Genomic DNA, 26,275 nt, shown 5'->3' with positions numbered 1-26,275 from the left:
TAACGCTTTATGTCATTTGAAGAAATAAATTGAATACAGTCTGTATTTAGATTGTAAAATCAAATGATACGGATCACAGTAATCATCAAAATAATGGGACATGCCATCGACAAAAACCAAATGATCGAGCGTAATGTTGCTAGATTCAATAAATAGCAAATACCATAAATAATACGTAAGACAATATACGCGATACCAAGTTTCATAATGATGACTTGTGGCACCACCATATATTCAGCCATCAAAACAGCAGCAATAAATAAGGGTAAGCTTTCAAAAGAGTTTTGCTGTACTGCATTGGCACGTGCTGCTAAACCTGTCGTCTTGGCTAAAAAATCACGTGGATTTTGATTGTCACGGGGTTTAAAACCACCTGTAACTTTGGCAAGAATGGTAAAAACATAAGGCAATAAACAGGCAATTAAAATTAGATATATGATGCCATCTATCCCGGACATGGGTTTATTCTCGTAAAGTCTGAATACAAACCATCATAGCATGTCATTACTGCTATAATTTTGTCTAAGTTTAGAGATTTGCAAAATTGTGTAGTGAGGGCAACATCGTGCAACCAGATCAAAATGAACTGCTTGAGGTTTTAGATAAGCAACGTCAACAACAAACTGAAATTGATCGTATTTTAAAAGTTGTATTGCCCATTTTAGCATTCTTGTTGTGTGTAATTTGTGCCAACTACAATTGGCAATCTACGCTTGGCACACTGCTCGTATTAGTCGTAGCATTTTGGGCGGTTGGTATTAAGAGAATGAATTTATATCTTTGGCTTGCCATTATTGCGGTATATTGCCTCATTGATATCTATTTCAGCTATGGAACAATTCAGCCAACTGCATTGGGTCGTCAAATGGGAACCATGCTGACCTTTACAGGCATTGTCGGTTTGAGTCGCCCTTATATTGATGGTTGGTTTATTCGTTCCAAAAACAATCAGCTTAAATAATCAAGCATACTTCAATTTTACGATTTAAAACAATACTTTAACACATAAAAAAGCACCCTATAGGGTGCTTTTTATTTTTATGAAATTACTTACGTAAATCTTTACGTAGAATTTTACCTACGTTTGATTTTGGTAATTCATCCATAAATTCCACATAACGTGGGCGTTTATAACCTGTTAGATTTTCTTTTGCAAAAGCAAGAACTTCTTCTGTTGTTAATGATGGATCTTTTTTAACAACGAACAACTTTGGAATTTCACCCGATTTTTCATCAGGTACACCAATTGCTGCAACTTCCAACACTTTAGGATGAGTTGCAATCACCTCTTCAATTTCAGAAGGATAAACGTTAAAGCCTGAAACCAAAATCATGTCTTTTTTACGATCAACAATTTTGAAGTAACCACGTTCATTCATGATCCCGATATCACCAGTACGGAAATAACCATCTGCAGTCATCACTTTCTCAGTTTCATCTGGGCGGTTCCAATAACCTTTCATGACCTGAGGACCACGAATCGAGATTTCACCTTGCTCACCTTGTGGTAGATGGTTGCCATCATCATCCAAAATTGCCATATCTGTTAATGGAATTGGAACACCAATCGTGCCACTAAATTCTGTCGTTGCAGGTGGATTTGCTGATGCAACAGGAGAAGTTTCAGATAAACCATAACCTTCGATAATAATCGTACCTGTCACTTTTTTCCATTCAGCAGCAGTCGATGGCAATACAGCCATACCGCCACCCATCGCCATTTTCAAACGACTAAAATCAAGCTGACGGAATTCTTCGTTATGTACAAGTGCATTAAATAATGTATTTACAGCAGGGAAGAAACCTGGTTGATATTTACGTAATTCTTTAATCACCGCAGGTAAATCACGTGGATTCGGAATCAAGATATTCGCTTGACCTTTATACATGCCGTACAGTGCACAAACCATAAATGCAAAAATATGATACAGCGGTAAAGCACAGAAGATACGGTCATCTTTCGCACCATCACCTTGCCCAAATTTACTTTGGAAAATACCGTCACACTGCAACAGATTGGCAACCAAGTTGCGATGTGTCAGTTCCGCACCTTTAGACACACCTGTCGTACCACCTGTATATTGGAGTACAGCAGTATCACTCAATGTCATATTTGGACGTTTGTAGTTATCAGCACTAACTTTCGCAAGTGCTGCATTAAACTTGATATGCCCTGGAATATTCCAAGCAGGAATTTGTTTACGAACATTACGTAAAACAAAATTAACCAATGTACCTTTTAATGTGCCAAGCATATCGCCAACTGAAGCAACAACGACATGCTTCACTGGTGTTTTGCCATGGATCGCTTGATATACGGTAGCAAAGTTTTCAATAATCACTAAGGCTTCAGCACCAGAGTCATTTAACTGATGCTCAAGCTCACGTGTAGTGTACAGCGGGTTAACATTAACCAAAACCAAACCTGCACGGAAGACCGCCAATGCAACAATTGGATACTGCAATACGTTCGGCATCATCACAGCAACACGGCTGCCTTTTGCTAAACCAAGGCTCTGAAGATAGGCTGCAAATTTACGGCTTGCAACTTCAAGTTCACTGAATGACAACGCCTTATCCATAAAGATAAATGCGTCACGTGAGCCAAACTTTTGGAAATTACGCTCAAAAATATCAATAAGTGAGGTATTTTCCGGCGGCAATTCTACTGTCTCTGGAATCCCAGTTTTTTGGTATTCAGTGAACCATATCTTTTCCATAATGCCCTATTCTCCAATCTCTAATCCTTGGTTTTAAAATGTTTTTCTCAATATTAAGCATGCTTTTTAACTTTCTTTTGCTCAATATTGCATCCATCTGCTCGAATACTCACATATATAACGTATTTCAAGCTATGGATGCCACTATTATCTTTGAATGAGCAGTTTATTTGCTTTCTGATATCCTCGTGGTAAGAGCAAACCTTTACTTGCTCTTTTTCCGATATATTTTTGTAAATCATCACCTTTCAGTTTTAATTGCTGTTGTCCCGCAACCACATGAATCATTTCATTTAAATTCAATACCGCTACAGATAAGACTTGGTCACTCGCTTCAAGTTGTATCAACTTATTCCCTTTTCCTTTATTTAAAACAGGTAAGTCAGCAAGATCAACCAACAGCAAACGCCCTGCTGTACTTAAAATCGCAAGATGTGTTCCACCCTTAATAACCTCTAAGGGGAATGCTTTCGCATCATCTGCAACTGTAAGAAAAGATTTACCTGCTTTAGCATTAGTATCTAACTGTTTTGCTTGTGTTTTAAATCCATAACCATTAGAACTTAATGCAACGATTTCACTATCATCTTCTTCAACTAAGGTTTGAATAAAACCCACACCATTTGCAGGTGAAAGTTTTGAACTCAGCGGTTCACCTAAACCTCGTGCAGATGGCAAACTGCTAATTGAAAGCGCATAACTACGTCCTGTTTCATCCAACACGTAAACTTTCTGATTGGACTTCCCTTGAGCAGAACTCAAATACTGATCGCCTGCACGGAAATTCAATTTTCCAACATCAATATCATGACCTTTAGCACAACGGATCCAACCAGCTTCTGAAAGTATCACTGTCACGGCTTCCGCAGGCATTAAATCTTGTTCACTCATTGCAGATGCTTCTGCACGTTGCACAATTGGAGAGCGGCGATCATCACCAAATTTTTTCGCATCATCTTTAAGTTCATCAATAATCAATGCTTTTAAAGATTCAGGATTTGCCAACTGCTCCCTAATAATCGCTGCGCGAGCTTCAAGTTCTTCTTGTTCACGGCGCATTTCCATTTCTTCAAGTTTTGCCAAATGACGCAACTTCAATTCTAAAATGGCTTCCGCTTGAATTTCATCAATATTAAAACGTGACATCAACTCAGGTTTTGGCTGATCTTCTTCACGAATAATACGAATCACTTCATCAATATTTAAAAAGGCAATAATTAAACCACCCAAAATATGCAGGCGTTTTTCAATTTTATTCAAATGATATTGCAAACGACGTGTGACCGTAGTCTTACGGATTTCAATCCATTCCAATAAAATTCGGCGGATCGATTTTACTTGTGGACGACCATCAGCACCAATCATGTTCATATTGACACGATAGCTTGATTCTAAATCTGTCGTTGCAAATAAGTGGCTCATCACTGACTCTGCATCAATACGATTAGAGCGTAAAACAATAACCAAACGTGTTGGATTTTGATGATCTGATTCATCACGTAAGTCACTTACTAATGGTAACTTTTTGGCTTGCATCTGATCGGCAATTTGTGTGATGACTTTTGAACCTGACACTTGATATGGCAGTTCACTAATAATAATTTCGTTTTTTTCGATAGTATAAATGGCACGTGTGCGATAACTACCTCGCCCTGTAATCTGAATTTTAAGCAATTCAGCAGGTGGTGTAATAATTTCTGCACGGGTTGGTAAATCAGGTGCAGGGATATATTCTGCGACTTGTTCATCGGTCAAATGTGGCTTACGAATCAGCGCAATTGTTCCTTTGACCACCTCACGTAAATTATGCGGAGGAATATCGGTTGCCATTCCCACCGCAATACCCGTTGTACCATTGAGTAGGATATTCGGTACACGTGCAGGCAAGTTGACAGGTTCTTTCATTGAACCATCAAAATTGTCCTGCCAATCTACTGTGCCTTGTCCAAGTTCAGTCAGTAATAAATCGCTATATGCTGACAATTTTGCTTCGGTATAACGCATTGCTGCAAATGATTTTGGATCGTCAGGAGAACCCCAGTTGCCTTGTCCTTCAATAAATGGATAACGATAACTAAACGGCTGTGCCATCAGTACCATAGCTTCATAACATGCAGAATCACCATGTGGATGGTATTTACCCAATACATCACCAACAGTACGTGCAGATTTTTTTGGCTTACCACTTGGTTTAAGTCCAAGCTCACTCATTGCAAAAACAATACGGCGCTGAACAGGTTTCAGACCATCACTGATATGTGGCAATGCACGGTCCATAATCACGTACATGGCATAATTGAGATAAGCTTGTTCGGTAAATTCTGCTACGGAGCGATTTTCTGTCGCTTGATGCGTAAGGATTGTCATAACAACCTTTAATCCTAAATAAATGCGTTCTAAATGTGTTTATGTATCTATGTTCTTATGCTAAATCGCAGGGTCTAATGAAACAAGGGGAAGTCTGTTCCATAACGACAATTTATGACACTCTATGTCCCTACTGAGGTAAAATTATCCACTTTCAGTCAAATGATCAAGCCTTATAAACTGATTTATTAGATTCTCTTGTAATAGATGTATTCTTTATAAATTCAAGCTAAGCCAAAACATTCAAAAAAATGGACATGAATACACCCTTTAAGTCCAGACAAGCTACAGATCAGTAAAATAAACCTACACGTAAACACATCAATCGCCGAGAATTCAAACACTTCTAAGGGTTCATTTTTTGTAAAAATCAGGCAAAATATTACAAATTTTTTAACGGACACAAAAGTGGCTGAAGAAGCAACCAAACTCAGTGAAGTGGCACAAGACACTTCACAGCTCATCCATTCTGCAGGTGAAAAAACTGCGCAATCGGTGATTGAACATACTGCAAAATATAATGATGCTTACTCGACCATTGATAAATTTGTTGACGGCTTTTGGGAACGTGTACCGTATCTGTGCATCGGTTTAACCGTTATTATTATTTTTTGGTTACTGTCAAAACTGTTCAAATTTTTTGTCCGTAAAACGTTAGAAAATAAATCATATACGCGTCAAAACTTAGTTCTAGTGCTCAACCGTGTCGGTAGTACTGCAATCATGTTCTTTGGCTTCCTCATTGCGATGGTTATTGCTATTCCTGGCTTTACCCCTGCTCAGCTCATGAGTGCACTGGGGATTGGTTCGGTTGCAATCGGTTTTGCATTTAAAGATATTTTTCAAAATTTACTGTCTGGTATTCTTATTTTATTGAGTGAACCATTCAAAATTGGTGATGATATTATTGTGTCTGGCATGGAAGGTACGGTCGAAGATATTCAAATTCGTGCGACATTTCTACGTTCTCCAGATGGTCGTCGTATTGTTATTCCAAATGCTACTGTCTATACAAGCCCTGTTACAGTTAATACAGCTTATCAGCGTCGCCGTTGTGAGTTTATTGTGGGTATTGGTTATGAAGATGATGTACAAACTGCTAAAGATCTTATTTTGCAACAGCTTGATCGTGATCAAAAAATCTTGAGCCAACCAGGTTTTACCGTGAATGTTACTGCGCTTGCAGACTTCTCAGTAAACTTAACCGTTCGTTGGTGGGTCAATACCACTGAAACCACAACATCTGCATCAATCAGTGAAATTCAAGAACACATTTTAAAAGCTTTTGCTGAAAACAATATTTCAATTCCTTATCCTGTACAGGAAGTGAAAGTTTATCGTGGTGATCCATCTGTGGATGATACTGAGTCAGGTCGTGCTAAACAGTCGAGCTAAATAAACGACCAAGTACATAAGAAATTGCAGTTTCAGTGCGCAAAATACGGTTGCCTAGGCTTACAGCTTGGCAACCATTTTTTATGAGTAAATCAACCTCATACGGAATAAAGCCACCTTCAGGACCAATCAATACAATACACGGATGCTCAATTGCAGAGGGCATTTTTTGTGTCGTATATGGATGTGCCACATAGGCAGGACAATGTTCATTTATTAATGTTGGTAGTACATCTTCAGTAAAAGGTTTAAAGCGTTTATAAATTTCAACTTGCGGTGCAATCGTATCACCCGCCTGTTCTAAACCAAGCATTATATAGTGTTCAATTTGCTGTAAAAATGGTGTTTGCCAATAGCTTTTATCGACCCGATAACTATGGATCAGAATGAGTTTTTCTACACCCATCGTCACTGCATCCATCATTAAACGGCGCAACACTTTCGGGCGAGGCATCGCAACGACCAAAGTCACAGGCAGTTTTTCAGGCATACTTTCTTCTTGTAAGAGTTTTACCCGAATACTATGTTCGGTTATTTCGACGATTTCTGTGAGATAGCGCTTCCCCTCACGAATGCCGACCTTCAAAGTATCTCCAACTTGGACATTGACATGGGTTTTTAAATGTTCAAGTTGGCGACTTGCTGTGATATTCCAAAGGTCAGATTCGGTTTGACGAGGGTCTAAAAGGACGATGTTCATAATTTTGATAAGAACCGATCAATCACTGCAATATGCTTCTGCAAAGAACCCTTATTCTGATTTAACACTTCAATCGCATGCTGGCTCAATTGCGTTGCAAAATCCTGATCCTCTACACAACGCACCAATAACTGCACAACATCATGTTCAGACTGACCAATGGCAACAGCATTCGCCTGTAAAAACTCATCAACAATCGCTTGAAAATTAAAATAATTCGGACCAATCACCGTCGGTACATTCAAAACCATCGGCTCCAAAATATTATGACCGCCACCCGGTTCATTGAGTGAACCACCAACAAAACTGGCTTGACTGAGTGCATACCACAACCACATTTCGCCCATACTATCTGCTAAATATACTTGTGTATCTAATTGAATAGACTGATTTAAGCTACGGCGTTGCGTATTTAAATTTAAACTTTGTGCAACCTTAAAAACCTCATCAAAACGTTCAGGATGACGAGGAACAACTATGACTAAGCAATCAGAATGCTGTTCTAAATAAGGTTTCAGCCCATTGAGTAATTTTTCTTCTTCAGGTGCATGTGTACTTGCAAGGGTAATGATTTTACGTCTTGCTAAATTCCAATCGTGTTTTAACTGCTGTGCTTTTTCAATAAAAACTTCAGGTGTGGAAATATCAAATTTAATACTGCCCACAACTTCACTTTTTGAAGCCTCTAAACCCAATTCGATAAAGCGTTGCTGTGTCGCTACATCTTGTGCAAGTAACACATCAAAATTTTGCAACATGGGACGAGTTAAACTCGGCACTTTGCTATAGCCTTGTGCTGATTTTGCAGATAAGCGCGCATTGACCAAAATACAAGGCACTCCAAACTTATCAGCTTGATCAATCAGATTTGGCCACAACTCAGTTTCTACGAGAATAAGTAATTTGGGTTGATATTTTTGATAAAAATCGGCAATTAAAGACTTCTGATCGGCAGGTAAATACACGGCTTGAAACAAAGCCTCATAAGGAGCTTTTAAAAATAGTGCTTTAGAACGAGCCTGACCTGTTTTAGTCGTATTAGTCACTAAAATGGGCTGACCCAATTTTAAATAATGTTCAATTAAAGGCTGTGCAGCATTGGTTTCCCCCACCGAAACACAGTGAAACCAAATTGCTTGCTTATTTTTGGCACTCTGAAATGGACCAAAACGCTCAAGACATTCCTGTTGATATGCCTCTACATTTTGTGCACGCTGTTTTATTTTCCACTTATATAGTGGTTTTACCATCGCCAAAGCAGCGTTATACCAAAAAGGAGTAGCCAAATAATAATCTCAAACTAATCAAAACTGCACGAATATAGCAGAGCCTCATCGGCTTGTTAACCAATGAAGCTTAAGGAAATGTGTTTATTTTTAAGCGTTCGGTTCTAATGCTTCAAGTTCTGCCAAAGTTGGATAATCCACATAGCCTTCAGCAACATCCGTCCCGATCATATTGTCGAAAATTAATTCATTCAGTGGCGCATCTTCAACTAAACGCTCATACAAATCAGGATTAGAAATATAGTCTTTACCAAATGACACCGCTTCTGCCTTGCCCGAAGCCAATAAATCAATCGCATCTTCACGACTTAACTTCATATTGGCAATGTATGGCACACCATTCGATCGCTGTTTCAAATAACCACTAATACTGCCTTCGTCCAAATACTCACGAGTAAAGAAGAATGCAATTTTGCGCTTACCCAATTCTTCGAGTGCATAACCAAATGTTTCACGTGGATTCTCATCACCCATGTCATGCTCATCACCACGCGGCGCAAGATGCACGCCCACACGACCTGCGCCCCACACTTCAATCAAAGCATCAACGACTTCTAACAAGAAACGTGCACGATTTTCAACTGAACCACCATAGAGATCGGTACGTTGATTGGTTGAACTTTGTAGGAATTGGTCAATCAGATAACCATTGGCTGCGTGTAATTCAACACCATCAAAACCTGCTTGTTTGGCTTTGATTGCAGATTGTTTGTATTGTTCAACAATGGCTTGGATTTCTGAAATTTCCAATGGACGTGGCATAACATATTCACGTTTTGGACGCAATAAGCTGACATATCCCGCTTGTTGGACTGTACTTGCAGATACAGGTGTTTCACCATTTAAAAGATCAGGATGCGAAACACGACCGACATGCCAGAGTTGAGCAACGATTAAACCTTCTTTGTCATGTACCGCATTGGTAACCAACTTCCAACCTTCAACTTGTGCATCAGTGAAAAGCCCGGGAGTATTTAAATAACCATTAGCTTCTTCAGAAATCACCGTTGCTTCAGAAATGATTAAGCCTGCGCTTGCACGCTGGGCATAATACTCAGCCATCATTACAGTTGGAACACGTTCAGCTGTTGCACGACTACGTGTTAGAGGAGCCATGACCACTCGGTTTTTGAGTTTCAATTCGCCAAGGGTTAAAGGTGAGTTTAATTGAGCCATATTCGCCTCGTTACTCACTTTCCAATTTAAATTAGGAATTAAAGTGAGTTTTGTAGATAATCGATATATTGCTGAATCAAAGCTTCGTTTCGGGAAAAATACGACCACTGACCGTATTTTTCGGCTTGGATTAAATCTGCTTGCTGTAAAACAGACAAATGATTTGACATGGTCGATTGAGAGACATTACCGAGCTTTTCGATATTCCCTGCACACACACCACGATTAAAGCCACCACATTGCTCCTCAGACAAAAACTGCTCAGGGTTCTTCAACCATTCAAGAATTTGCCGACGAGTCGGATTTGCCAGCGCTTTAAAAATTAAATCTATATCCATCATATAAGGCACGTTTAATTGAGAGCTAAATATGAAACTGCAAAGCCTTGATCAACATCTTTACAAACACTATATCGTATTTTTTCGATTTTAATATCGAATATTTTAGATGTATTTGCAAAAAAATCTTAAGACTTTGCTTTTAAATTAAATTTATTTGAAAACTTATAAGCCTTGTTTCAAGCTTGCTTCAATAAATTTATCCAAATCACCATCCAACACCGCACCAGTATTTGAACTTTCAACACCAGTACGTAAGTCTTTAATACGTGAGTCATCTAAAACGTATGAACGAATTTGACTTCCCCAACCAATATCAGACTTGGTATCTTCAAGTGCCTTCGCAGCATCATTACGAATTTGCATTTCACGTTCGTACAGCTTTGCACGTAACTGTTTCCAAGCATGGTCACGGTTAGCGTGTTGTGAACGTTGGTTCTGACAAGCCACCACAATACCTGTTGGCGCATGCGTTAAACGTACAGCAGAATCGGTTTTGTTAATGTGCTGACCACCCGCACCCGATGCACGGTAAGTATCGGTACGAACATCCGCAGGGTTAATATCAATTTCGATATTATCATCAACTTCAGGTGAAACGAATACCGCTGAGAATGATGTATGACGGCGGTTTCCTGAGTCAAATGGCGATTTTCGTACCAAACGATGTACGCCAGATTCTGTACGTAACCAACCATAGGCATACTCACCATCTACACGAATAGTTGCCGATTTAAGTCCCGCAACATCGCCATCCGACTCTTCCATCACTTCAGCTTTAAAGCCATGACGTTCAATCCAACGTAAATACATACGAAGTAGCATAGATGCCCAATCTTGCGCCTCTGTACCACCTGAACCCGCTTGAATTTCCACATAACATGGGTTCGGATCCATTGGATTACTAAACATACGACGGAATTCAAGTTTCGCCAATTCAGCTTCACTTGCATCAAGTTCAGCCTGAACATCAGCCAATAAGCTTTCATCATCTGCTTCAACAGCAAGGTCAAGCAATGCTTGTGCATCTTCAAGTTGTGTAGACAAACCTTCTAAAACGTTTAACACGTTTTCAAGTTCGCCTTTTTCTTTTGCCATAGCTTGTGCACGACTTTGGTCATTCCAAATGCTCGGGTCTTCTAACTCACGGAGAACCTCTTCTAAACGCTCTTTCTTTAGATCGTAGTCAAAGATACCCCCGTAGTGTTTGACCACGGTCATTTAAGTCTTTTAGCTGTACTAGATAAGGATTAATTTCCACGAGTTTTCATCTCACATTTGACATCTTTTCATTTGCAGGCATTCTATCACAGAGTAGCTAAAGTTCAGAATCGTCATTTTTTAGTGTTTTATTGAATCAACATGTCTTTGTAAGATCAATTTATTTGCTCTCTATCAAGACTAAAATGATGGTTTTTAGTAAAAATTATTCCCTAGATACAATGAACTAAAATCACTATTTTATTACAAATTGTGTTTAAATTTGCATCATACAAAATCTTCTTCACAGTATCCACACAGTTTTAATAAAACAAAACATTATTTTTTATCTATATATTTCAATATTATATTTAATTAATTTACATAACTTTACTAATGTTTCAATTTTATTACCTGAGTTCTATTGACGGTATTTTTATTTCACCTAGACTAAATATGTAACAAAAAATGTATATCGAAATGGATCATTTTCAGAGGGCAATAACCATGAAAAAATTAGCAATCGCTTCAGCAGTCTTATCCGCTTTGGTCATGACTGGTACAGCAGCACATGCTTACCAAGCAGAAGTCGGTGGTTCATATACATACAATGACCCAGATGATTTTGACGCAACACATCAGTTCGGTGTAGATGGCACATATTATTTCAACCCAGTTCAAACACGTAATTCGCCACTCAATGAAGCAGCGTTCCTTGACCGTGCAAGTAATGTAAAAGCGAATGTCGATTATGCCAATAATGACGGCGTAAAAAATAGCCAATACGGTGCAGGTCTTGAATACTATGTTCCAAATTCTGATTTCTATGTGAGTGGTCGTGTAGGTCGTAATGAACAAGAAGTTAAAGATACACCTATAGATAACAAAGTAACCACTTATGGTGCTGAAGTTGGTTATCTACCAGCACCAGGTTTATTACTTGCGTTAGGTGTAACAGGCTATGACGTAAAAGATGGTGATGATGGTGCAGACCCAACAGTACGTGCTAAATACGTGACTAAAGTAGGTCAATATGACGCTAACTTTGAAGCATTTGGTGCATTTGGTGATCTTGATGAATACCGTGTTCGTGGTGATTTATACCTAGATAAAACTTTAAGTGTCGGTGCAGATTATTACAACAACGATTTATATGATCATGATGAGTTTGGTATTTCTGCTAAGAAATTCTTTAACCAAAATGTAAGCCTTGAAGGTCGTGTTGGTTTCGGTGATGACTACAACACTTATGGCGTCCGTGCAGGATACCGTTTCTAAGTTAAGGCATTACACAACTTAAAGGTTCCAACCATTTAAATAGAAATTAAAAAAACCGCTATTCATAGCGGTTTTTTTATTGTGAAATACGGTTAATTTTCAACATGTAACATGCGTAATTGCAAATTTACTCGTCCATTAAATTCATTCTTATCGAGTTCATATACCACTCGGACTTTATTTTTTGTGGCATCAAATTGGAATTTATCTCGGGCATTAAATGCAATTGCATCAACAAATTGACCGTTGTTCAAACCCAATTTTAACTTTAAATGAACCTCTTTAAGCCAACGATGCTCCAATAGTTCAAATTCGCCCTCAAATACTGGTGATGGAAATTTTTGCCCCCATGGCCCTAATTGCTCAATTAAATCAACTGTCTGTAATTGAATATCTTGTTCATGCAAAACTCCATCTGTCCATAATACTGCATCAAACAAGGCTTCATCGGACTGTGAAATTAAATCAGTAAATACTTGTTTAAACCGTTCAAAATTTTGCTTTTCAATAGTTAAACCTGCCGCTGCCGCATGTCCACCAAAAAAACTTACCATATGCGGATACTGTTCTGCCACTTGCTCAATGGCATCTCGAATATGAATACCTTCAATTGAACGTGCTGAACCTTTAATATGAATACCATCCTTATCGGCAGCAAAAACAATACTCGGACGATGGAACTGCTCTTTCAAACGCCCTGCGACAATCCCAATTACGCCTTGATGCCACTGTTCATCAAACATCACCAACGCTGCAGGTAAATTATCTTCATCCAAGTGTAAGGACTGCATTTCAGCAAGCGCTTCTTGTTTCATTTGTGATTCAACTTGACGGCGTTCAAGGTTTAAATCATTAAGCTGACGAGCGAAGGTATAAGCTGTTTGCATATCGTTGGCAAGTAAACATTCAATGCCGATGTCCATGGTTTCCATACGCCCTGCCGCATTGATGCGTGGTCCTAAAACAAAACCTAAATCAGAGGCTTTTAAACTCATCGGGTCACGACCTGCAATATCAAGCAGTGCGCTAATACCTGCACGACATTGATTTTGCTGAATGCGTTTTACGCCTGCATCAACCAAAATTCGATTGTTATAATCGAGACTTGCGACATCAGCATAAGTTCCTAACGCCACCAAGTCTAAATATTGTGCCATTTTCGCACTCGACTTGCCTGCTTGAGTACGTTGACTGCTCAAATTTGCAAGTAAATAAAAGGCAACACCAACACCTGCTAATGCCTTGCTTGGGAAATCACAACCGAGCTGATTTGGATTAACTACCGCTTCTGCATCAGGTATTTCCTTGGTTGTTAAATGGTGATCGGTAATAATCACTTTCACACCATACGACTGCGCCTGCTTCACACCTGCATGACTTGAAATACCGTTATCCACCGTAATCAAAAGATCAGGTTGAAAACGTTCAAATGCTAAATCTGCAATTTTTGGAGTCAAGCCATAACCGTATTTGAAACGGTCAGGCACTAAATATTCAACATTTGCACCCATTTCACGGAGTGCCAAAATCATCAGTGCAGTACTCGTAGCACCATCGGCATCATAATCGCCCACAATCACAATTTTGAGCTGTTGATCTATCGCATCATTCACGAGGTCAATAGCCCGCTGTAAACCTTTCATGGTCGGTGCAAGCAAATATTTGAGTTTTAAATCAAGTTCTTTTTCTGACTGTACACCACGTCGTGCCAAAATTTCAGCCATAAAATCTGAAACATTGGAAAATTGTTTCGGATCACTCAAATAAGGTCTTTGCTGAATTTGCATATGAGATATAGCAACAGTGAAAAAGAAGATTAAAAAGTATATCGCCTTCCGAGGCAGGACACCAACACCTCCTTTTAAAGAAAAATAAAGGCGATGAATTCAATATAAATTCATCGCCTTATTCATTTTCCAATCAAAATTTATGGCATCAAACGTTGTATCTGCCATACATTTTCAGTTTTTTCATACACCAAACGATCATGTAAACGGTTCGGACGGCCTTGCCAAAATTCATAATAATCAGCTTTTAGGCGATACCCTCCCCAAAACTCAGGTTTGGTCAATGTCGCTTGTTGCTCTACACGATCATGCAACGCTTGAAAACGCTGTTGTAATAACATACGACTTTCAATCACACCACTTTGCGGTGTACTGATATGCGCTGCAATTTGGCTATCACGGGGGCGTTTGTGATAATAATCGGTTGATTCTCCAACTGAAATTTTCAATACCTTCCCTGCAACACGTATCTGACGTTCAAGTTCAGGCCAATAAAATAACAATTCAGCATAAGGATTAGCCGCTAAATCCAATCCTTTTTGACTGTCATAATTGGTATAAAAATCATAACCTGCTTCAGTCGCGCCACGCAGTAGTACAGTGCGAACATGTGGTCGCCCCTGAGCATTTGCAGTCGCAAGTGACATGGCATAAGGTTCGTGAAGTTTAGCTTCCAAAGCTGTATTAAACCAACCTAAAAACTGCTCATGCGGATCAGCATTGACATACTGTTCATGCAACTCACCTTTTTGGTAGCTTAAACGTAATTCACTTAAATCCTTAATTACATCACTCATGCTTTAACCTTTAATATCGAAATTTTTATATTCAAAAACTAAGCTAAACTTTGATCAAGAACTAAACTGCATTTTGACGTACAGCATCAGCCAAATGATTTGCAAGATCAGTTACTTCTTGAAGATTATCACCTTCAACCATGACACGAATCACGGGTTCAGTCCCAGATTTACGAATCAAAAGACGACCACGTCCTTTCAACTGCACTTCTGCTTTGTCAAACTCCGCAACCAATGCAGGTACAGAGAATGGGTCAAACATATTTTCTAAGCGTACATTCACTAAGACATTAGGTAAGATTTCAAAATCAGCAACCAATTCATCAAGTGATTTATTTTGTTCAACTAAAACAGTCAATACCTGTAATGCAGCAATAATTGCATCACCTGTTGTACTCTTGTCTAAAGTCAAAATATGACCTGATGGCTCGCCACCAATAGACCAATTATTCGCTTCAAGATTTTGTAAAACATAACGATCGCCAACATTTGCACGAACAAATGGCACTTCGGCTTTTTCAAGCGCAAGTTCAAGTGCCATATTACTCATCACTGTGCCGACAATGCCTGCTGGTTTATTGGTAGCTTGAGTCGCTAAAATATAAAGAATATGGTCACCATCGACCAACTTACCATAACGATCAACCAAAACTACACGATCTGCATCACCATCGAAGGCAATACCCAAGTCAGCTTGCTGTTCTACAACCGCTTTTTGTAAACCTTCAGGATGTGTTGAGCCACAATTTTCATTGATATTCAGGCCATCGGGTGTGTTATTCATGGCAATAACTTTTGCACCTAACTCACGAAATACGGCAGGTCCGACGTTATATGCGGCACCATTGGCACAATCCACTACAATTTTTAAATGGCGCAAATTGAAATGGTATGGAAATGTCGATTTACAGAATTCAATATAACGGCCATTGGCATCTTTCACACGCACACTTTTACCCAAGTTTGCGTTGTCATCAATCACGATATCTTTTTCAAGTTCTTTATTGATGGCATCTTGAATCGAATCAGGCAATTTTTTACCTTCATCTGAGAAAAATTTAATCCCATTATCAAAATATGGATTATGTGATGCAGAAATCACAATGCCTAAATTTGCATGTAAAGCACGTGTTAAATGCGCAATTGCAGGTGTTGGTAGTGGTCCCAACAAATGCACGTACACACCTGCGGCATTCAAACCTGCCTGTAAGGCAGCTTCAAGAATATAACCTGATAAACGTGTATCTTTGCCCAATACAACAATCGGTTTTGACTTCGGACTTAATTGTTTTAAGACTTTACCCGCTGCGAAACCTAATTTTAATGCAAACTCTGGGGTAATCGGTAGCTGACCAAATTTTCCACGAATCCCATCTGTTCCAAAATAACTCATCTGTACCCCAACTTATTATGTGTTGTTTAGCTGCCTGTTTAATTTCCTCACTTTACACCAAAATAAAAAAGCCGTCATAACATGACGGCTTTTTTCAATCAAAACGATACGAAAGATTAACCTACACGATAGTTTGGTGCTTCTTTAGTAATCGTTACATCATGTACGTGAGATTCAGACATCCCTGCTGATGTGATTTTCACAAACTTAGCATTTTGACGAAGGTCTTCAATAATCGCAGAGCCTGTATAACCCATAGATGAACGTAAACCACCCATCATTTGATGAACGATGTTACCCATTGGACCTTTATAAGGCACACGACCTTCAATACCTTCAGGAACCAATTTCTCAGCACCTGCTTTAGAGTCTTGGAAATAACGGTCAGCAGAACCTGTTGCACCCGCCATTGCGCCCAATGAACCCATACCACGGTATGCTTTGTAGTAACGACCTTGGAAAAATTCAACTTCGCCTGGAGCTTCTTCAGTACCCGCCATGAGTGAACCCACCATGATGGTACTTGCACCTGCACCAATTGCTTTCGCCATATCACCAGAGAAGCGAATACCGCCATCTGCAATCAATGGAATTTGATCTTTCAATGCATTTGCAACAGCATCAATTGCAGAGATTTGTGGCATACCAATACCAGCCACAATACGTGTCGTACAGATTGAACCTGGGCCAATTCCGACTTTAACAGCATCTGCACCAGCATCAAGTAATGCCAATGCAGCATCACCCGTTGCGATGTTCCCACCAATGACTTGTACTTGTGGATAGTTAGCTTTAACCCAACGTACACGCTCAATCACACCAGCAGAATGACCATGCGCTGTATCAACAACAATCGCATCGACACCAGCATCAACAAGCGCTTCAACACGACTAGGTGTTTCAGCACCTGTACCGACTGCTGCACCTACACGTAAGCGACCTAAATCATCTTTACAGCTGTTTGGATAAAGCTCAGCTTTATTAAAGTCAGTAACAGTAATTAAGCCTTTTAATTCGTTGTTTTCACCCACCACCAATACTTTTTCAATACGGTGCTGTTGCAATAATGCTTGGATATGTTCTTTTGAAGCATTTTCACGTACAGTGACCAAACGGTCTTGACCTGTCATGATGTTGCTTACTGGCTGTTCAAGATTGGTTTCAAAACGTGTATCACGTCCTGTCACAATACCAACTACTTTGCCATCTTTAACAACAGGTACACCACTGATGTTGTTCGATTGAGTAATCGAAATCAACTCGCGTACCGTTGTTTCAGGCGTCACAGTAATTGGATCTTTCACCATTCCTGCTTCGAATTTTTTCACACGGCGAACTTCTGCTGCCTGAGCAGAAATATCCATGTTTTTATGAAGAATACCAATACCGCCGTTTTGCGCCATCGCAATTGCCATACGTGACTCTGTCACAGTATCCATTGCTGCTGAAACTAAAGGGATATTCAAATTGATGCCACGAGTCAGGCGTGTCTTTAGGGAGACATCTTTTGGGAGGACAGTAGAATAGGCAGGGAGTAATAAGACATCATCAAAGGTTAGGGCTTCTTGAACGATGGTCAACATAACAGTCTCGCTGGTAATTTCCGTGAGCTATTATATACAAATTTCAGTTTAAATTTCATTTTTTATTAGTCCGATTTAAAGTCTTTGTTGAGTATTTATAAATTCAATGTAATTTCAACTAGCTATTGCTATCATCCGAAGTCAAATATTCAACTCAACATCAGACCTGTATACATTTTTATCTGAACAATCGACTTTAAATCTAACTTAAATTATCTAATCTTTATTCTCAGACCATTCAATACAGTTTAAACCACTTGGTCATAGTCTTCGTCATTACTTGGATATGCAGGTTCAATCTCAATCAATGGAATTAATCCATATCCTGCCCGTGCTTTATGACACTGCTCATCGCCCGCTTGTACGTCCTTACATGAAGAACTGCGTTGTGCGTACATGGTACAACTAACCTGCTGACCAATTTCACCTGACAACATAATACAACGTGGATTTTTTTGATTGGTTCCTTTCATACACGAATATACAGGCGTTATTGCTTCAACAGCCTCTTCTGGCATACCTTCCCCTTCTGCCCAATAAAATGAAACTCTGAAGAAGGCGCAACACGCCCCGCAAGTTAAACACGCATCCTGTGCAATCATTTGTGACAACATTTTTTTAAAATTCTCGTAGTCAAAAAAACCTCCTTCATCAAATACAATGAAAGAGGTTTAAAGTGGATTTTGGCAACGTAAATCGTAAAAAAAAATGCGTATAAACTCAATATTTTTTTTTGAACGTAGATGTTTATTTTATTGCGGACAAGTAAAAACTGTTTGATCCATCAAATCGACACCACATTGTAAATTTTCAATCCAATCTAAAAACTCAGTTATCTGTGCTTTACCTACAAATGGTGTGCCGTGCTGCGGTACGATCATTTCAATATCCATACCACGTACCATATTGACCCAAAGACGGATCACACGATTGGTACACATATAACGCTGATGAAAACCCTTCATTTTAGGAATATGCGTAACGAAATCCGTAATTGGCGTCGAAGCATCCGCCACCATTGAAGCACCCATATCGCCTGAAAATAAAATTTTCGAAATTGGATCATAAAATTGAAAATTACCAACCGAATGCAAAAAATGCGCAGGCACAGCAATAATACGTGTTTTGCCTAAATAAATAGAATCACCTTGGTCTGGTAGTTCAATCAAACGCTCCAACCAACCACCTTTCATTCGATCACTCATAAATGCTGAGTTCAAATGCGGTAAAAAACGTGCCCACAATTTCGATGCTACGACTTTGGCATCGGTATATACCAACCAACGTGGCATAGAAGTAATAATATCGGGGTCTTGATGCGATGCAATCACATAATCTAAATTTGCCAAACGAGTGTATTTATTGAGTTCCATCGTCAACGGCACATAAGTCAAATCACCACCTGGATCGATCACTGCTGCACGGTCATTATTGACAATTAAAAATTGATTTGCTTGAACACCTTCGCCTTTCACAAGACTGGTAAAACTAATGCACTTATGCACTCCATTATCAAACAATACCTGCGATGTAGTACGATCCAATGACATTAAAGAAACCCCGAAATATTTTAAAAATTAAAAATTTATTTATTCCATACAACATATAAGGATTTCTTTAAAGTTACAACAAATATACAATAATATTTTGATAATAATTACATGAATACTCAAAAACAAATCCCGCCAATTGACGGGATTAGTAACAAGGCGAATGAATTTAAAAATAATAATGTTGCACTAAAACACTTACACCAATCACTAAGAAAATGGCTGCACCTATTTTATGAATCAGTGAAATTGGTAGACGGCTTGCAAACTTGTCACCAACAAAGACCGCAGGCACGTTTGCAATCAGCATACCCAAGGTTGTACCTATGGTAACGAGAATAATGCTGTCATATTTAGCAGCCAATGCAACGGTGGCTATTTGAGTTTTATCACCAATTTCTGCGAGAAAAAATAAAATGAATGTAGCACCAAAAACACCGAATTTTTGCCATTTATTAATACTGTCGGTTTCATCATCTAACTCATCGGGAATGAGCATCCAACCTGCCATAGCAATAAAACCAACAGCAAGTACCCATACTAAAATATCAGGGTTGAATAATTGCGTAATCCACTGACCAAGAACAGCAGAAAGACCATGATTAATTAAAGTTGCGATTAGAATGGCAGCAATAATCGGAACAGGTTTACGAAAACGTGCAGCAAGGAGTAAAGCGAGAAGCTGTGTTTTATCACCCATTTCAGCGAGGGCAACAATCACAGTTGAAGAAAGGAGTTCTTGCATAAGGATTCTCTGGCTAGCAAATATATACCGATGACTTATCCCTCCTGCTAGCCAAGTATCATGTGTGCAAAAAGCACTGCATGAAATGCAGAGTGATAAATCAAAGGTCTTGCCAACAAAAGAAACTAAATATTTGAATTTACAAATATTGAGTCAAATTGGTTCTTTGCTATGATGACCATGCTCTGTTGAGCAATTATGTTGACCATCACCTATTTACAGAACGTAAATAGCGGCTACTCCCCAATGAAGTTTAATTAGTTTACAATATTCCAAGATAATTGCACACTAATTTTAAATAAATAAAAATATTAAGACATCAGCTATGAGTGATAATTTCAGATACTATTTACAACAATATCAGAAACCTAAATTAATTTTCATCATTGGTGGCGGACCATCTTTAAAGAAAATCGACCTTTTATCTTTACAACATTCAGATCATTTCATTATTTGTTGTAATCAAGCATTTCAACTCTTTCCAAATGCTCGGATTGCACATCACAGCGATTACAACTGGTGGCAACAATACCAAATAAAACTAGAACAGCAATTTAAAGGTGATCTCATTACTGGCTGTGGTTTAGGCAGTACCCTTAGCTACCCTTCAAATGTGACACGTTTATCTACAAGTCACTACGAGAACCATCATGAATTGTTTACATTACCCACCATGATTACAGGGAATAATTGTGGCTTGCAAGCCTTAGTGCTTGCTCACTTATTTAAGCCACAACATATCATATTGATTGGTTTTGATTTTAAAGCAACCAATAATACAACGCATGGTTATAACAAAGCAGACCTTACATCAATTGAACATTATCAAAAATTTTGGAATATATTCTTAAAAGATTTCAAACGATTTGAACAACTAAAAAAAATACAATGGAATGTAGCCTTTCCCAATATTGATATGCCAAAAATTTGGAACCTTAATCCTGACTCAGCTCTAGAACTTTATGATAAGAGTAAGAACTTGGCTGACTTTATTTGATATATAGAAAATGCTAGGCATTTGTTGTCTTTAAATAATCTAAGTTAAAAAAATCTCGCCGAAACGAGATTTTTAACAAGATTAAAACACTATTTACAGCAAAATATTACGAATATCAGCCAAAAGCTTGCTGAGTTTATTGGTAAAGCGAGCTGCATCTGCACCATTAATTACACGATGGTCATAAGACAATGACAACGGTAACATCAAGCGTGGATCAAAATCTTTACCATTCCAAACAGGTTGCATAGTTGCAGGTGAAATCCCTAAAATCGCAACTTGAGGCCAATTCACAAGCGGTGTAAATGCAGTACCACCAATTGAGCCAAGGCTCGTAATGGTAAAATTCGCACCTTGCAAATCTTTTGGTGATAATTTCTTATCACGCGCTTTTTGACTCAACTGACCTAACTCAATTGCAATTTGCTTAATCGACTTTTGATCAGGGTTACGCAGTACAGGCACAGTCAAACCATCAGGCGTCGCCACTGCAATACCCATATGGATTTCGTTACGCAACAGTACGCCTTTTTGATCATCAGCCAGATGCCCTGCAAAATAAGGCTCTTCTTTCAACAAGAATGCCACAGCTTTCGCAATAAATGCCAAAATAGTCAGGCTTACACCTTGCTTTTTAAAGCCATCTTTCAGCTCGCCACGCCATGCTTCAAGTTCAGTAATATCCGCATGATCAAACTGAGTCACTTGTGGAATGAAGTTATTCAATGACAATTGTGGTACAGACACTTGCTGTAAACGTGTCATTGGTGCGACTTCACCACCACCAAATGAGCTAAAGTCTGGTAATGATGGTAAACCTGATGCAACAGCAGGTGCAGTCGCTTGTGGAGCAACTTGTGGCGCAGTCAATTTGGTTTTTACATAAGCAAAAACATCATCTTTCACGACACGATCATGTACACCCGATGCTTGTACTTGTGACAGAACCACACCTAATTCACGTGCAAGTTTACGTACCGCAGGACCCGCATAGACTTTGGCATTTTCAGCCTGTTGAGCAGAACTCAATTTATCGCCATTCGCTACAGGTGCAACTTGCGCATTCGCTTTCACAGTTTGCGCTTGAGGTGCTACAGGTTTCGCAGGTGCAGTTACTTGCGATGCTTGTGTAGTCTGCACTTGTGGTGCTTTAACTTCACTTGTTTGTGCTTCAATTGTTACCAAAGCCATGCCTTGTTTCACCGCTTGGTTTAACTCGACATGAATAGCTTTTACAACACCAGCAACTGTACTTGGAACTTCAACCGACGCTTTGTCAGATTCAGCAACACATAGACTTTGGTCTTTTTCGACTGTGTCACCCACGCTGACTAAAATTTCTGAAATTGTTGCTTTATCAACACCTAAATCAGGTACAACCACTTCAATAGGACCTGCTTGAGTCGTGGTCGCCACAACTGCTGTTTTCTCAGCAATAGGTTGAACCGCTTCTGACGGTGTGACTGAACTTACAGACTCAGAAACAACTGCTTCCACCACTTCCGTTTTCACAGTAATCAGGACAACGCCTTCTTTGACTGAATCACCTTCTTTAACAATCACTGATTCAACGATGCCTGCAACTGTGCTTGGCACTTCAACCGTTGCTTTATCAGATTCAACCACAACAATACTGTCATCTACAGCAATGCTATCGCCAACTTGAACAAGAATCTCGCCAACCAATGCTTTTTCAACACCAATATCAGGCACTTTCACTTCGACAGTTTGTGCTTTTGTTTGTGCTGATGTTTCAGTTGATTGACTTGGTGCTGTATTGGCTTGGGCAACAGGCGCGGCTTGTACAGCTTCAACTTTTTGAGCTTCTGTTGGCGCAGGCGCTTCTTTAGTTTGAACTGAATCTGCTGATTCAACTTCAATCAAGACAGCACCTTCTGAAACTGAATCACCTTCAGCAACCGAAATACTTTTCACTACACCTGCCGAAGTGCTAGGCACTTCAACAGAGGCTTTGTCCGATTCAAGCAACACAATACTGTCATCGACAGCAATGGTATCGCCCACTTTAACCATAATTTCTGCAACGGTGGCTTTATCGACACCAATGTCAGGAGTCTTAATTTGCATCATTATTTCTCCTCAGTTGGTTCAGCATAAGGCGCAACATCTTGAGTCGTTGGATGCGCTTGTGGTAACCATGCCACTGGACGATCAACATCCAATTCAAATGATGAAATTGCATCTTTCACCAAACGTGCATCTACTTCGCCTTCATCCGCCAATTTTTTCAATGTTGCGACAACAATATGTGCAGCATCGACACCAAAGTAACTACGCAGCGTGCCACGTGTATCTGAACGACCATAACCATCTGTACCTAATGCTACGAATGGACGGCTATCTGGTAGATAGGCACGGATTTGTTCGCTATATGCACGTACATGGTCTGTTGCAGAAACTACAATGCCATCTGTACCACGTAATTGCTGAGATACCCATGCTTCTTTGCCATCTTCAAGTGGATGTAAGCGGTTGTATTCTTCAACAGCCATACCTTCACGAGCCAATTCATTGAAGCTTGTTACGCTCCAAACATTAGAATGGATTTGATATTCATCACGTAAAATTTTCGCAGCTTTGATCACTTCACGTAAGATCACGCCTGAACCAAGTAACTGAACAGTGGCTTTTTCATCTTTTTCAAACTGATACATACCACGTTTAATGCCTTCTTCCGCACCTTGTGGCATTTCAGGATGTTCGTAGTTTTCGTTCATTACGGTCAAGTAATAGAACACACGCTCTTGATCAACATACATGCGCTTCAAGCCATCATGCACGATTACTGCTAGTTCATAGCCAAAACAAGGATCATAAGCCACACAGTTTGGAATAGTATTTGCCAAGATGTGAGAATGACCATCTTGATGCTGTAAACCTTCACCGTTTAGTGTAGTACGACCTGCTGTTGCACCTAACAAGAAACCTTGTGCTTGAGAATCTCCTGCCGCCCATGCCAAATCACCAATACGTTGGAAACCAAACATTGAGTAGTACATGTACATTGGAATCATTGGCAAATTATTGGTTGAGTAACTTGTACCTAATGCAGTCCAAGCACTCATCGCACCTGCTTCGTTAATGCCTTCATTGAGCATGTGACCGTCTTTAGCTTCACGATAATTCATTAGCTGTTCTTGGTCTTCAGGTGTATATTTTTGACCATGTGCGGCATAAATACCCAACTGACGGAACATACCTTCTAAACCAAAAGTACGCGCTTCATCTGGAACAATTGGTACAACACGATCTTTAATGGCTTTATCTTTCAGTAATGTCGCGATTAAACGCACCATCACCATCGTCGTTGATTGCTCTTTATCGCCACTGCCTTTCAACACACCATCAAAAATTGACAGTTCAGGAATTGGCAGTGCTTCACTATCTTTACGACGTGCAGGTAAATAGCCACCTAAACTTTCACGGCGTGCTTTCAAATATTTCAATTCAGGAGAATTTTCACTTGGACGATAAAGTGGCACTTCTTCCAATTGCTCATCGCTAAATGGCAAATTGAAACGATCACGTACATATCTTAAAGAGTCAATCTGCATTTTTTTGATTTGATGCGTTTTATTCACCGCTTCAATTTCATCAGACAAACCATAACCTTTCACTGTTTTCGCTAAGATTACAGTGGGTTGACCATTACTGGTCATTGCTGCGGCATAGGCTGCATAGACTTTATACGGATCGTGACCACCACGGTTTAAGTTGTCGATGTCTTCATCGCTTAAACCTTTAACCAATTCTTCTGCTTCAGGATATTTACCGAAGAATTTTTCACGAGTATACGCGCCACCCTTCACTTGATAACGCTGATAATCACCATCAACGGCTTCTTCCATACGTGCTTTTAATGCACCTGAAGTGTCTTTATCAAGTAGTGAGTCCCAATGACGACCCCAAACTACTTTAATCACGCGCCAGCCTGCGCCACGGAAAATTGACTCAAGCTCTTGAATGATTTTACCGTTACCACGTACAGGACCATCAAGTCGTTGTAAGTTACAGTTTACAACCCAAATCAGGTTGTCTAATTTTTCACGACCAGCAAGTGAAATAGCACCTAAGCTTTCAGGCTCATCCATTTCACCATCGCCTAGATAAGCCCATACTTTACGGTCTTCTTCTTTAATCAAACTACGATTCATCAAGTACTTTTGAATATGCGCTTGATAAATCGACATGATTGGACCCAAACCCATCGATACCGTTGGGAACTGCCAATAATCAGGCATCAAATACGGATGCGGATAGCTTGATAGTCCATTACCATTCACTTCACGGCGGAAGTTGTTGAGCTGATCTTCAGTCAAACGTCCTTCAAGATAAGAACGTGCGTAAATACCTGGCGCACAGTGACCTTGATAATAAATCATGTCACCGCCAAAGCTATCGCTATTGGCACGGAAGAAGTGGTTAAAACCAACATCATATAACGTTGCTGAAGATGCAAAGCTTGCCAAGTGACCACCTAAATCATCACCTGTTTTATTGGCACGAAGAACCATTGCCAAGGCATTCCAACGAATCAATGCACGAATACGACGTTCCATGTCTTGATCACCCGGCATTGCAGGAGACTCTTCAACAGAAATCGTATTGAGATAAGGAGTATTCAGTCGCTGAATAGGAACATGCTTCGCGATCGCTTGTTGATATAATTTTTCTAATAAAAAAGCGGCACGATCTGTACCCATATGCTTCAAAACTGAATCAAAGGCTTCTTGCCATTCCTGTGTCTCTTGAGCGTCTGTATCAGCATAGTACGCCATAATTCACCTGTTCCTTTTTCTTAAATAACCATGTTCTATATGTACCATGATTATCACCAATCAAGTTATCGTTACAGATGAATGTGAAGTAGCACCACTATTTAGGAACTAAATACTTAATGACTTTTATTTACGCAAAATAACAAAAAACCGCCAATTTTGGC

Annotated in this window: 21 protein-coding genes and 1 riboswitch; of the genes, 4 read left to right on the top strand and 17 right to left on the bottom strand. The window is 39.4% G+C overall.

Translation table 11 applies throughout. The annotated features are described in order from the left end of the window. Window positions 1–59: 59 nt before the first annotated feature. Entirely contained in the window at window positions 60–458 is a 399-nt protein-coding gene (locus ACK1JC_RS04765) for an MAPEG family protein (RefSeq protein WP_409510718.1), read from the bottom strand. A 107-nt stretch (window positions 459–565) separates the two neighbouring features. Here ACK1JC_RS04765 and ACK1JC_RS04760 point away from each other — a divergent pair, with 107 nt between their 5' ends. Next, window positions 566–961 carry a hypothetical protein gene (locus ACK1JC_RS04760; RefSeq protein ID WP_409510717.1) on the top strand — a complete coding sequence of 132 codons (396 nt, stop codon included), beginning with the start codon at window positions 566–568 and terminating at the stop codon, window positions 959–961. Between the two features lie 85 nt (window positions 962–1,046). Here the strand turns inward: ACK1JC_RS04760 and ACK1JC_RS04755 are convergent, their stop codons facing one another. Both ACK1JC_RS04755 and parC read right to left on the bottom strand, forming a co-directional pair. After that, window positions 1,047–2,720, bottom strand: coding sequence for an AMP-binding protein (locus tag ACK1JC_RS04755; RefSeq protein WP_409510716.1), 1,674 nt, complete (start codon window positions 2,718–2,720; stop codon window positions 1,047–1,049). Window positions 2,721–2,867: 147 nt separating this feature from the next. Then, on the bottom strand, window positions 2,868–5,087 hold the full coding sequence (gene parC, locus ACK1JC_RS04750) for a DNA topoisomerase IV subunit A (protein WP_409510715.1): 2,220 nt from the start codon (window positions 5,085–5,087) through the stop codon (window positions 2,868–2,870). 408 nt (window positions 5,088–5,495) lie between these two features. On the opposite strand from parC, the gene ACK1JC_RS04745 reads away from it, so the two are divergent. After that, the gene (locus ACK1JC_RS04745; protein ID WP_409510714.1) at window positions 5,496–6,482 is read left to right on the top strand and encodes a mechanosensitive ion channel family protein; all 987 of its coding nucleotides are present in this window, start codon (window positions 5,496–5,498) and stop codon (window positions 6,480–6,482) included. Here ACK1JC_RS04745 and ACK1JC_RS04740 read toward each other — a convergent pair. The 5 genes from ACK1JC_RS04740 to prfB all read right to left on the bottom strand — a co-directional run bounded on the left by ACK1JC_RS04740 (window position 6,466) and on the right by prfB (window position 11,243). Beyond that, window positions 6,466–7,182 carry a 16S rRNA (uracil(1498)-N(3))-methyltransferase gene (locus ACK1JC_RS04740; RefSeq protein WP_409510713.1) on the bottom strand — a complete coding sequence of 239 codons (717 nt, stop codon included), beginning with the start codon at window positions 7,180–7,182 and terminating at the stop codon, window positions 6,466–6,468. The genes ACK1JC_RS04745 and ACK1JC_RS04740 overlap by 17 nt on opposite strands. After that, a complete protein-coding gene (locus ACK1JC_RS04735) occupies window positions 7,179–8,468 on the bottom strand; it encodes a 3-deoxy-D-manno-octulosonic acid transferase (protein ID WP_409510712.1) in 1,290 nt (429 codons plus the stop codon). Before ACK1JC_RS04735 ends, ACK1JC_RS04740 begins: the two co-directional genes overlap by 4 nt. 90 nt (window positions 8,469–8,558) lie before the next feature. Beyond that, complete coding sequence (locus ACK1JC_RS04730) at window positions 8,559–9,644, bottom strand: alkene reductase (RefSeq protein ID WP_409510711.1); 1,086 nt, start codon at window positions 9,642–9,644, stop codon at window positions 8,559–8,561. Window positions 9,645–9,682: 38 nt separating this feature from the next. Further along, complete coding sequence (locus ACK1JC_RS04725; RefSeq protein WP_409510759.1) at window positions 9,683–9,982, bottom strand: ArsR/SmtB family transcription factor; 300 nt, start codon at window positions 9,980–9,982, stop codon at window positions 9,683–9,685. A gap of 165 nt (window positions 9,983–10,147) precedes the next feature. Continuing rightward, window positions 10,148–11,243, bottom strand: a protein-coding gene (gene prfB / locus ACK1JC_RS04720) for a peptide chain release factor 2 (RefSeq protein WP_409510710.1) whose coding sequence is annotated in 2 segments (ribosomal slippage) — window positions 10,148–11,170 and window positions 11,172–11,243 — 1,095 coding nt in all. Because the reading frame shifts where the segments join, the coding sequence is not laid out codon by codon here. Between the two features lie 446 nt (window positions 11,244–11,689). Here prfB and ACK1JC_RS04715 point away from each other — a divergent pair. After that, window positions 11,690–12,460 carry a putative porin gene (locus tag ACK1JC_RS04715; RefSeq protein ID WP_409510709.1) on the top strand — a complete coding sequence of 257 codons (771 nt, stop codon included), beginning with the start codon at window positions 11,690–11,692 and terminating at the stop codon, window positions 12,458–12,460. A 92-nt stretch (window positions 12,461–12,552) separates the two neighbouring features. On the opposite strand, the gene recJ is transcribed toward ACK1JC_RS04715, so the two are convergent. The 7 genes from recJ to ACK1JC_RS04680 all read right to left on the bottom strand — a co-directional run bounded on the left by recJ (window position 12,553) and on the right by ACK1JC_RS04680 (window position 20,315). Further along, window positions 12,553–14,247 (bottom strand): single-stranded-DNA-specific exonuclease RecJ, encoded by a 1,695-nt coding sequence (gene recJ, locus ACK1JC_RS04710; RefSeq protein WP_409510708.1) that lies wholly within the window; start codon window positions 14,245–14,247, stop codon window positions 12,553–12,555. A 140-nt stretch (window positions 14,248–14,387) separates the two neighbouring features. Beyond that, window positions 14,388–15,044 carry a pyridoxamine 5'-phosphate oxidase gene (pdxH, locus tag ACK1JC_RS04705; protein ID WP_409510707.1) on the bottom strand — a complete coding sequence of 219 codons (657 nt, stop codon included), beginning with the start codon at window positions 15,042–15,044 and terminating at the stop codon, window positions 14,388–14,390. A gap of 61 nt (window positions 15,045–15,105) precedes the next feature. Beyond that, window positions 15,106–16,437 (bottom strand): phosphoglucosamine mutase, encoded by a 1,332-nt coding sequence (gene glmM, locus ACK1JC_RS04700; protein WP_409510706.1) that lies wholly within the window; start codon window positions 16,435–16,437, stop codon window positions 15,106–15,108. 116 nt (window positions 16,438–16,553) lie between these two features. Beyond that, window positions 16,554–18,020 carry an IMP dehydrogenase gene (guaB, locus tag ACK1JC_RS04695; protein WP_409510705.1) on the bottom strand — a complete coding sequence of 489 codons (1,467 nt, stop codon included), beginning with the start codon at window positions 18,018–18,020 and terminating at the stop codon, window positions 16,554–16,556. 248 nt (window positions 18,021–18,268) lie between these two features. Further along, the gene (locus tag ACK1JC_RS04690) at window positions 18,269–18,634 is read right to left on the bottom strand and encodes a YkgJ family cysteine cluster protein (protein WP_409510704.1); all 366 of its coding nucleotides are present in this window, start codon (window positions 18,632–18,634) and stop codon (window positions 18,269–18,271) included. Between the two features lie 138 nt (window positions 18,635–18,772). Further along, window positions 18,773–19,570 carry an MBL fold metallo-hydrolase gene (locus ACK1JC_RS04685; RefSeq protein ID WP_409510703.1) on the bottom strand — a complete coding sequence of 266 codons (798 nt, stop codon included), beginning with the start codon at window positions 19,568–19,570 and terminating at the stop codon, window positions 18,773–18,775. Window positions 19,571–19,739: 169 nt separating this feature from the next. Further along, window positions 19,740–20,315, bottom strand: coding sequence for a TMEM165/GDT1 family protein (locus ACK1JC_RS04680; RefSeq protein ID WP_409510702.1), 576 nt, complete (start codon window positions 20,313–20,315; stop codon window positions 19,740–19,742). 114 nt (window positions 20,316–20,429) lie between these two features. After that, window positions 20,430–20,572, bottom strand: a riboswitch (yybP-ykoY riboswitch). Window positions 20,573–20,640: 68 nt separating this feature from the next. On the opposite strand from ACK1JC_RS04680, the gene ACK1JC_RS04675 reads away from it, so the two are divergent. After that, the gene (locus tag ACK1JC_RS04675; RefSeq protein ID WP_409510701.1) at window positions 20,641–21,312 is read left to right on the top strand and encodes a methyltransferase type 11; all 672 of its coding nucleotides are present in this window, start codon (window positions 20,641–20,643) and stop codon (window positions 21,310–21,312) included. Window positions 21,313–21,405: 93 nt separating this feature from the next. Here ACK1JC_RS04675 and ACK1JC_RS04670 read toward each other — a convergent pair whose 3' ends face one another. Then, a complete protein-coding gene (locus ACK1JC_RS04670; protein ID WP_409510700.1) occupies window positions 21,406–23,400 on the bottom strand; it encodes a 2-oxo acid dehydrogenase subunit E2 in 1,995 nt (664 codons plus the stop codon). Between the two features lie 2 nt (window positions 23,401–23,402). Beyond that, on the bottom strand, window positions 23,403–26,111 hold the full coding sequence (aceE, locus tag ACK1JC_RS04665) for a pyruvate dehydrogenase (acetyl-transferring), homodimeric type (protein WP_409510699.1): 2,709 nt from the start codon (window positions 26,109–26,111) through the stop codon (window positions 23,403–23,405). Between the last annotated feature and the right edge of the window lie 164 nt (window positions 26,112–26,275).

Source organism: Acinetobacter sp. TY2, from assembly GCF_046269225.1.
Classification (GTDB): domain Bacteria; phylum Pseudomonadota; class Gammaproteobacteria; order Pseudomonadales; family Moraxellaceae; genus Acinetobacter.
Note: the sequence above shows the minus strand (reverse complement) of the source record. Positions and strands in the feature narration are given on the sequence as shown.

Coding starts and splice junctions, on each gene's coding strand:
- guaB (WP_409510705.1), bottom strand. CDS start 18,020: ATGTTGACCATCGTTCAAGAAGCCCTAACCTTTGATGATGTCTTATTA.
- ACK1JC_RS04725 (WP_409510759.1), bottom strand. CDS start 9,982: ATGGATATAGATTTAATTTTTAAAGCGCTGGCAAATCCGACTCGTCGG.
- ACK1JC_RS04680 (WP_409510702.1), bottom strand. CDS start 20,315: ATGCAAGAACTCCTTTCTTCAACTGTGATTGTTGCCCTCGCTGAAATG.
- ACK1JC_RS04755 (WP_409510716.1), bottom strand. CDS start 2,720: ATGGAAAAGATATGGTTCACTGAATACCAAAAAACTGGGATTCCAGAG.
- parC (WP_409510715.1), bottom strand. CDS start 5,087: ATGACAATCCTTACGCATCAAGCGACAGAAAATCGCTCCGTAGCAGAA.
- recJ (WP_409510708.1), bottom strand. CDS start 14,247: ATGCAAATTCAGCAAAGACCTTATTTGAGTGATCCGAAACAATTTTCC.
- ACK1JC_RS04715 (WP_409510709.1), top strand. CDS start 11,690: ATGAAAAAATTAGCAATCGCTTCAGCAGTCTTATCCGCTTTGGTCATG.
- ACK1JC_RS04685 (WP_409510703.1), bottom strand. CDS start 19,570: ATGTCATTGGATCGTACTACATCGCAGGTATTGTTTGATAATGGAGTG.
- ACK1JC_RS04740 (WP_409510713.1), bottom strand. CDS start 7,182: ATGAACATCGTCCTTTTAGACCCTCGTCAAACCGAATCTGACCTTTGG.
- ACK1JC_RS04670 (WP_409510700.1), bottom strand. CDS start 23,400: ATGCAAATTAAGACTCCTGACATTGGTGTCGATAAAGCCACCGTTGCA.
- ACK1JC_RS04765 (WP_409510718.1), bottom strand. CDS start 458: ATGTCCGGGATAGATGGCATCATATATCTAATTTTAATTGCCTGTTTA.
- ACK1JC_RS04675 (WP_409510701.1), top strand. CDS start 20,641: ATGAGTGATAATTTCAGATACTATTTACAACAATATCAGAAACCTAAA.
- glmM (WP_409510706.1), bottom strand. CDS start 16,437: ATGAGTTATTTTGGAACAGATGGGATTCGTGGAAAATTTGGTCAGCTA.
- ACK1JC_RS04730 (WP_409510711.1), bottom strand. CDS start 9,644: ATGGCTCAATTAAACTCACCTTTAACCCTTGGCGAATTGAAACTCAAA.
- ACK1JC_RS04690 (WP_409510704.1), bottom strand. CDS start 18,634: ATGTTGTCACAAATGATTGCACAGGATGCGTGTTTAACTTGCGGGGCG.
- aceE (WP_409510699.1), bottom strand. CDS start 26,111: ATGGCGTACTATGCTGATACAGACGCTCAAGAGACACAGGAATGGCAA.
- pdxH (WP_409510707.1), bottom strand. CDS start 15,044: ATGAGTGATGTAATTAAGGATTTAAGTGAATTACGTTTAAGCTACCAA.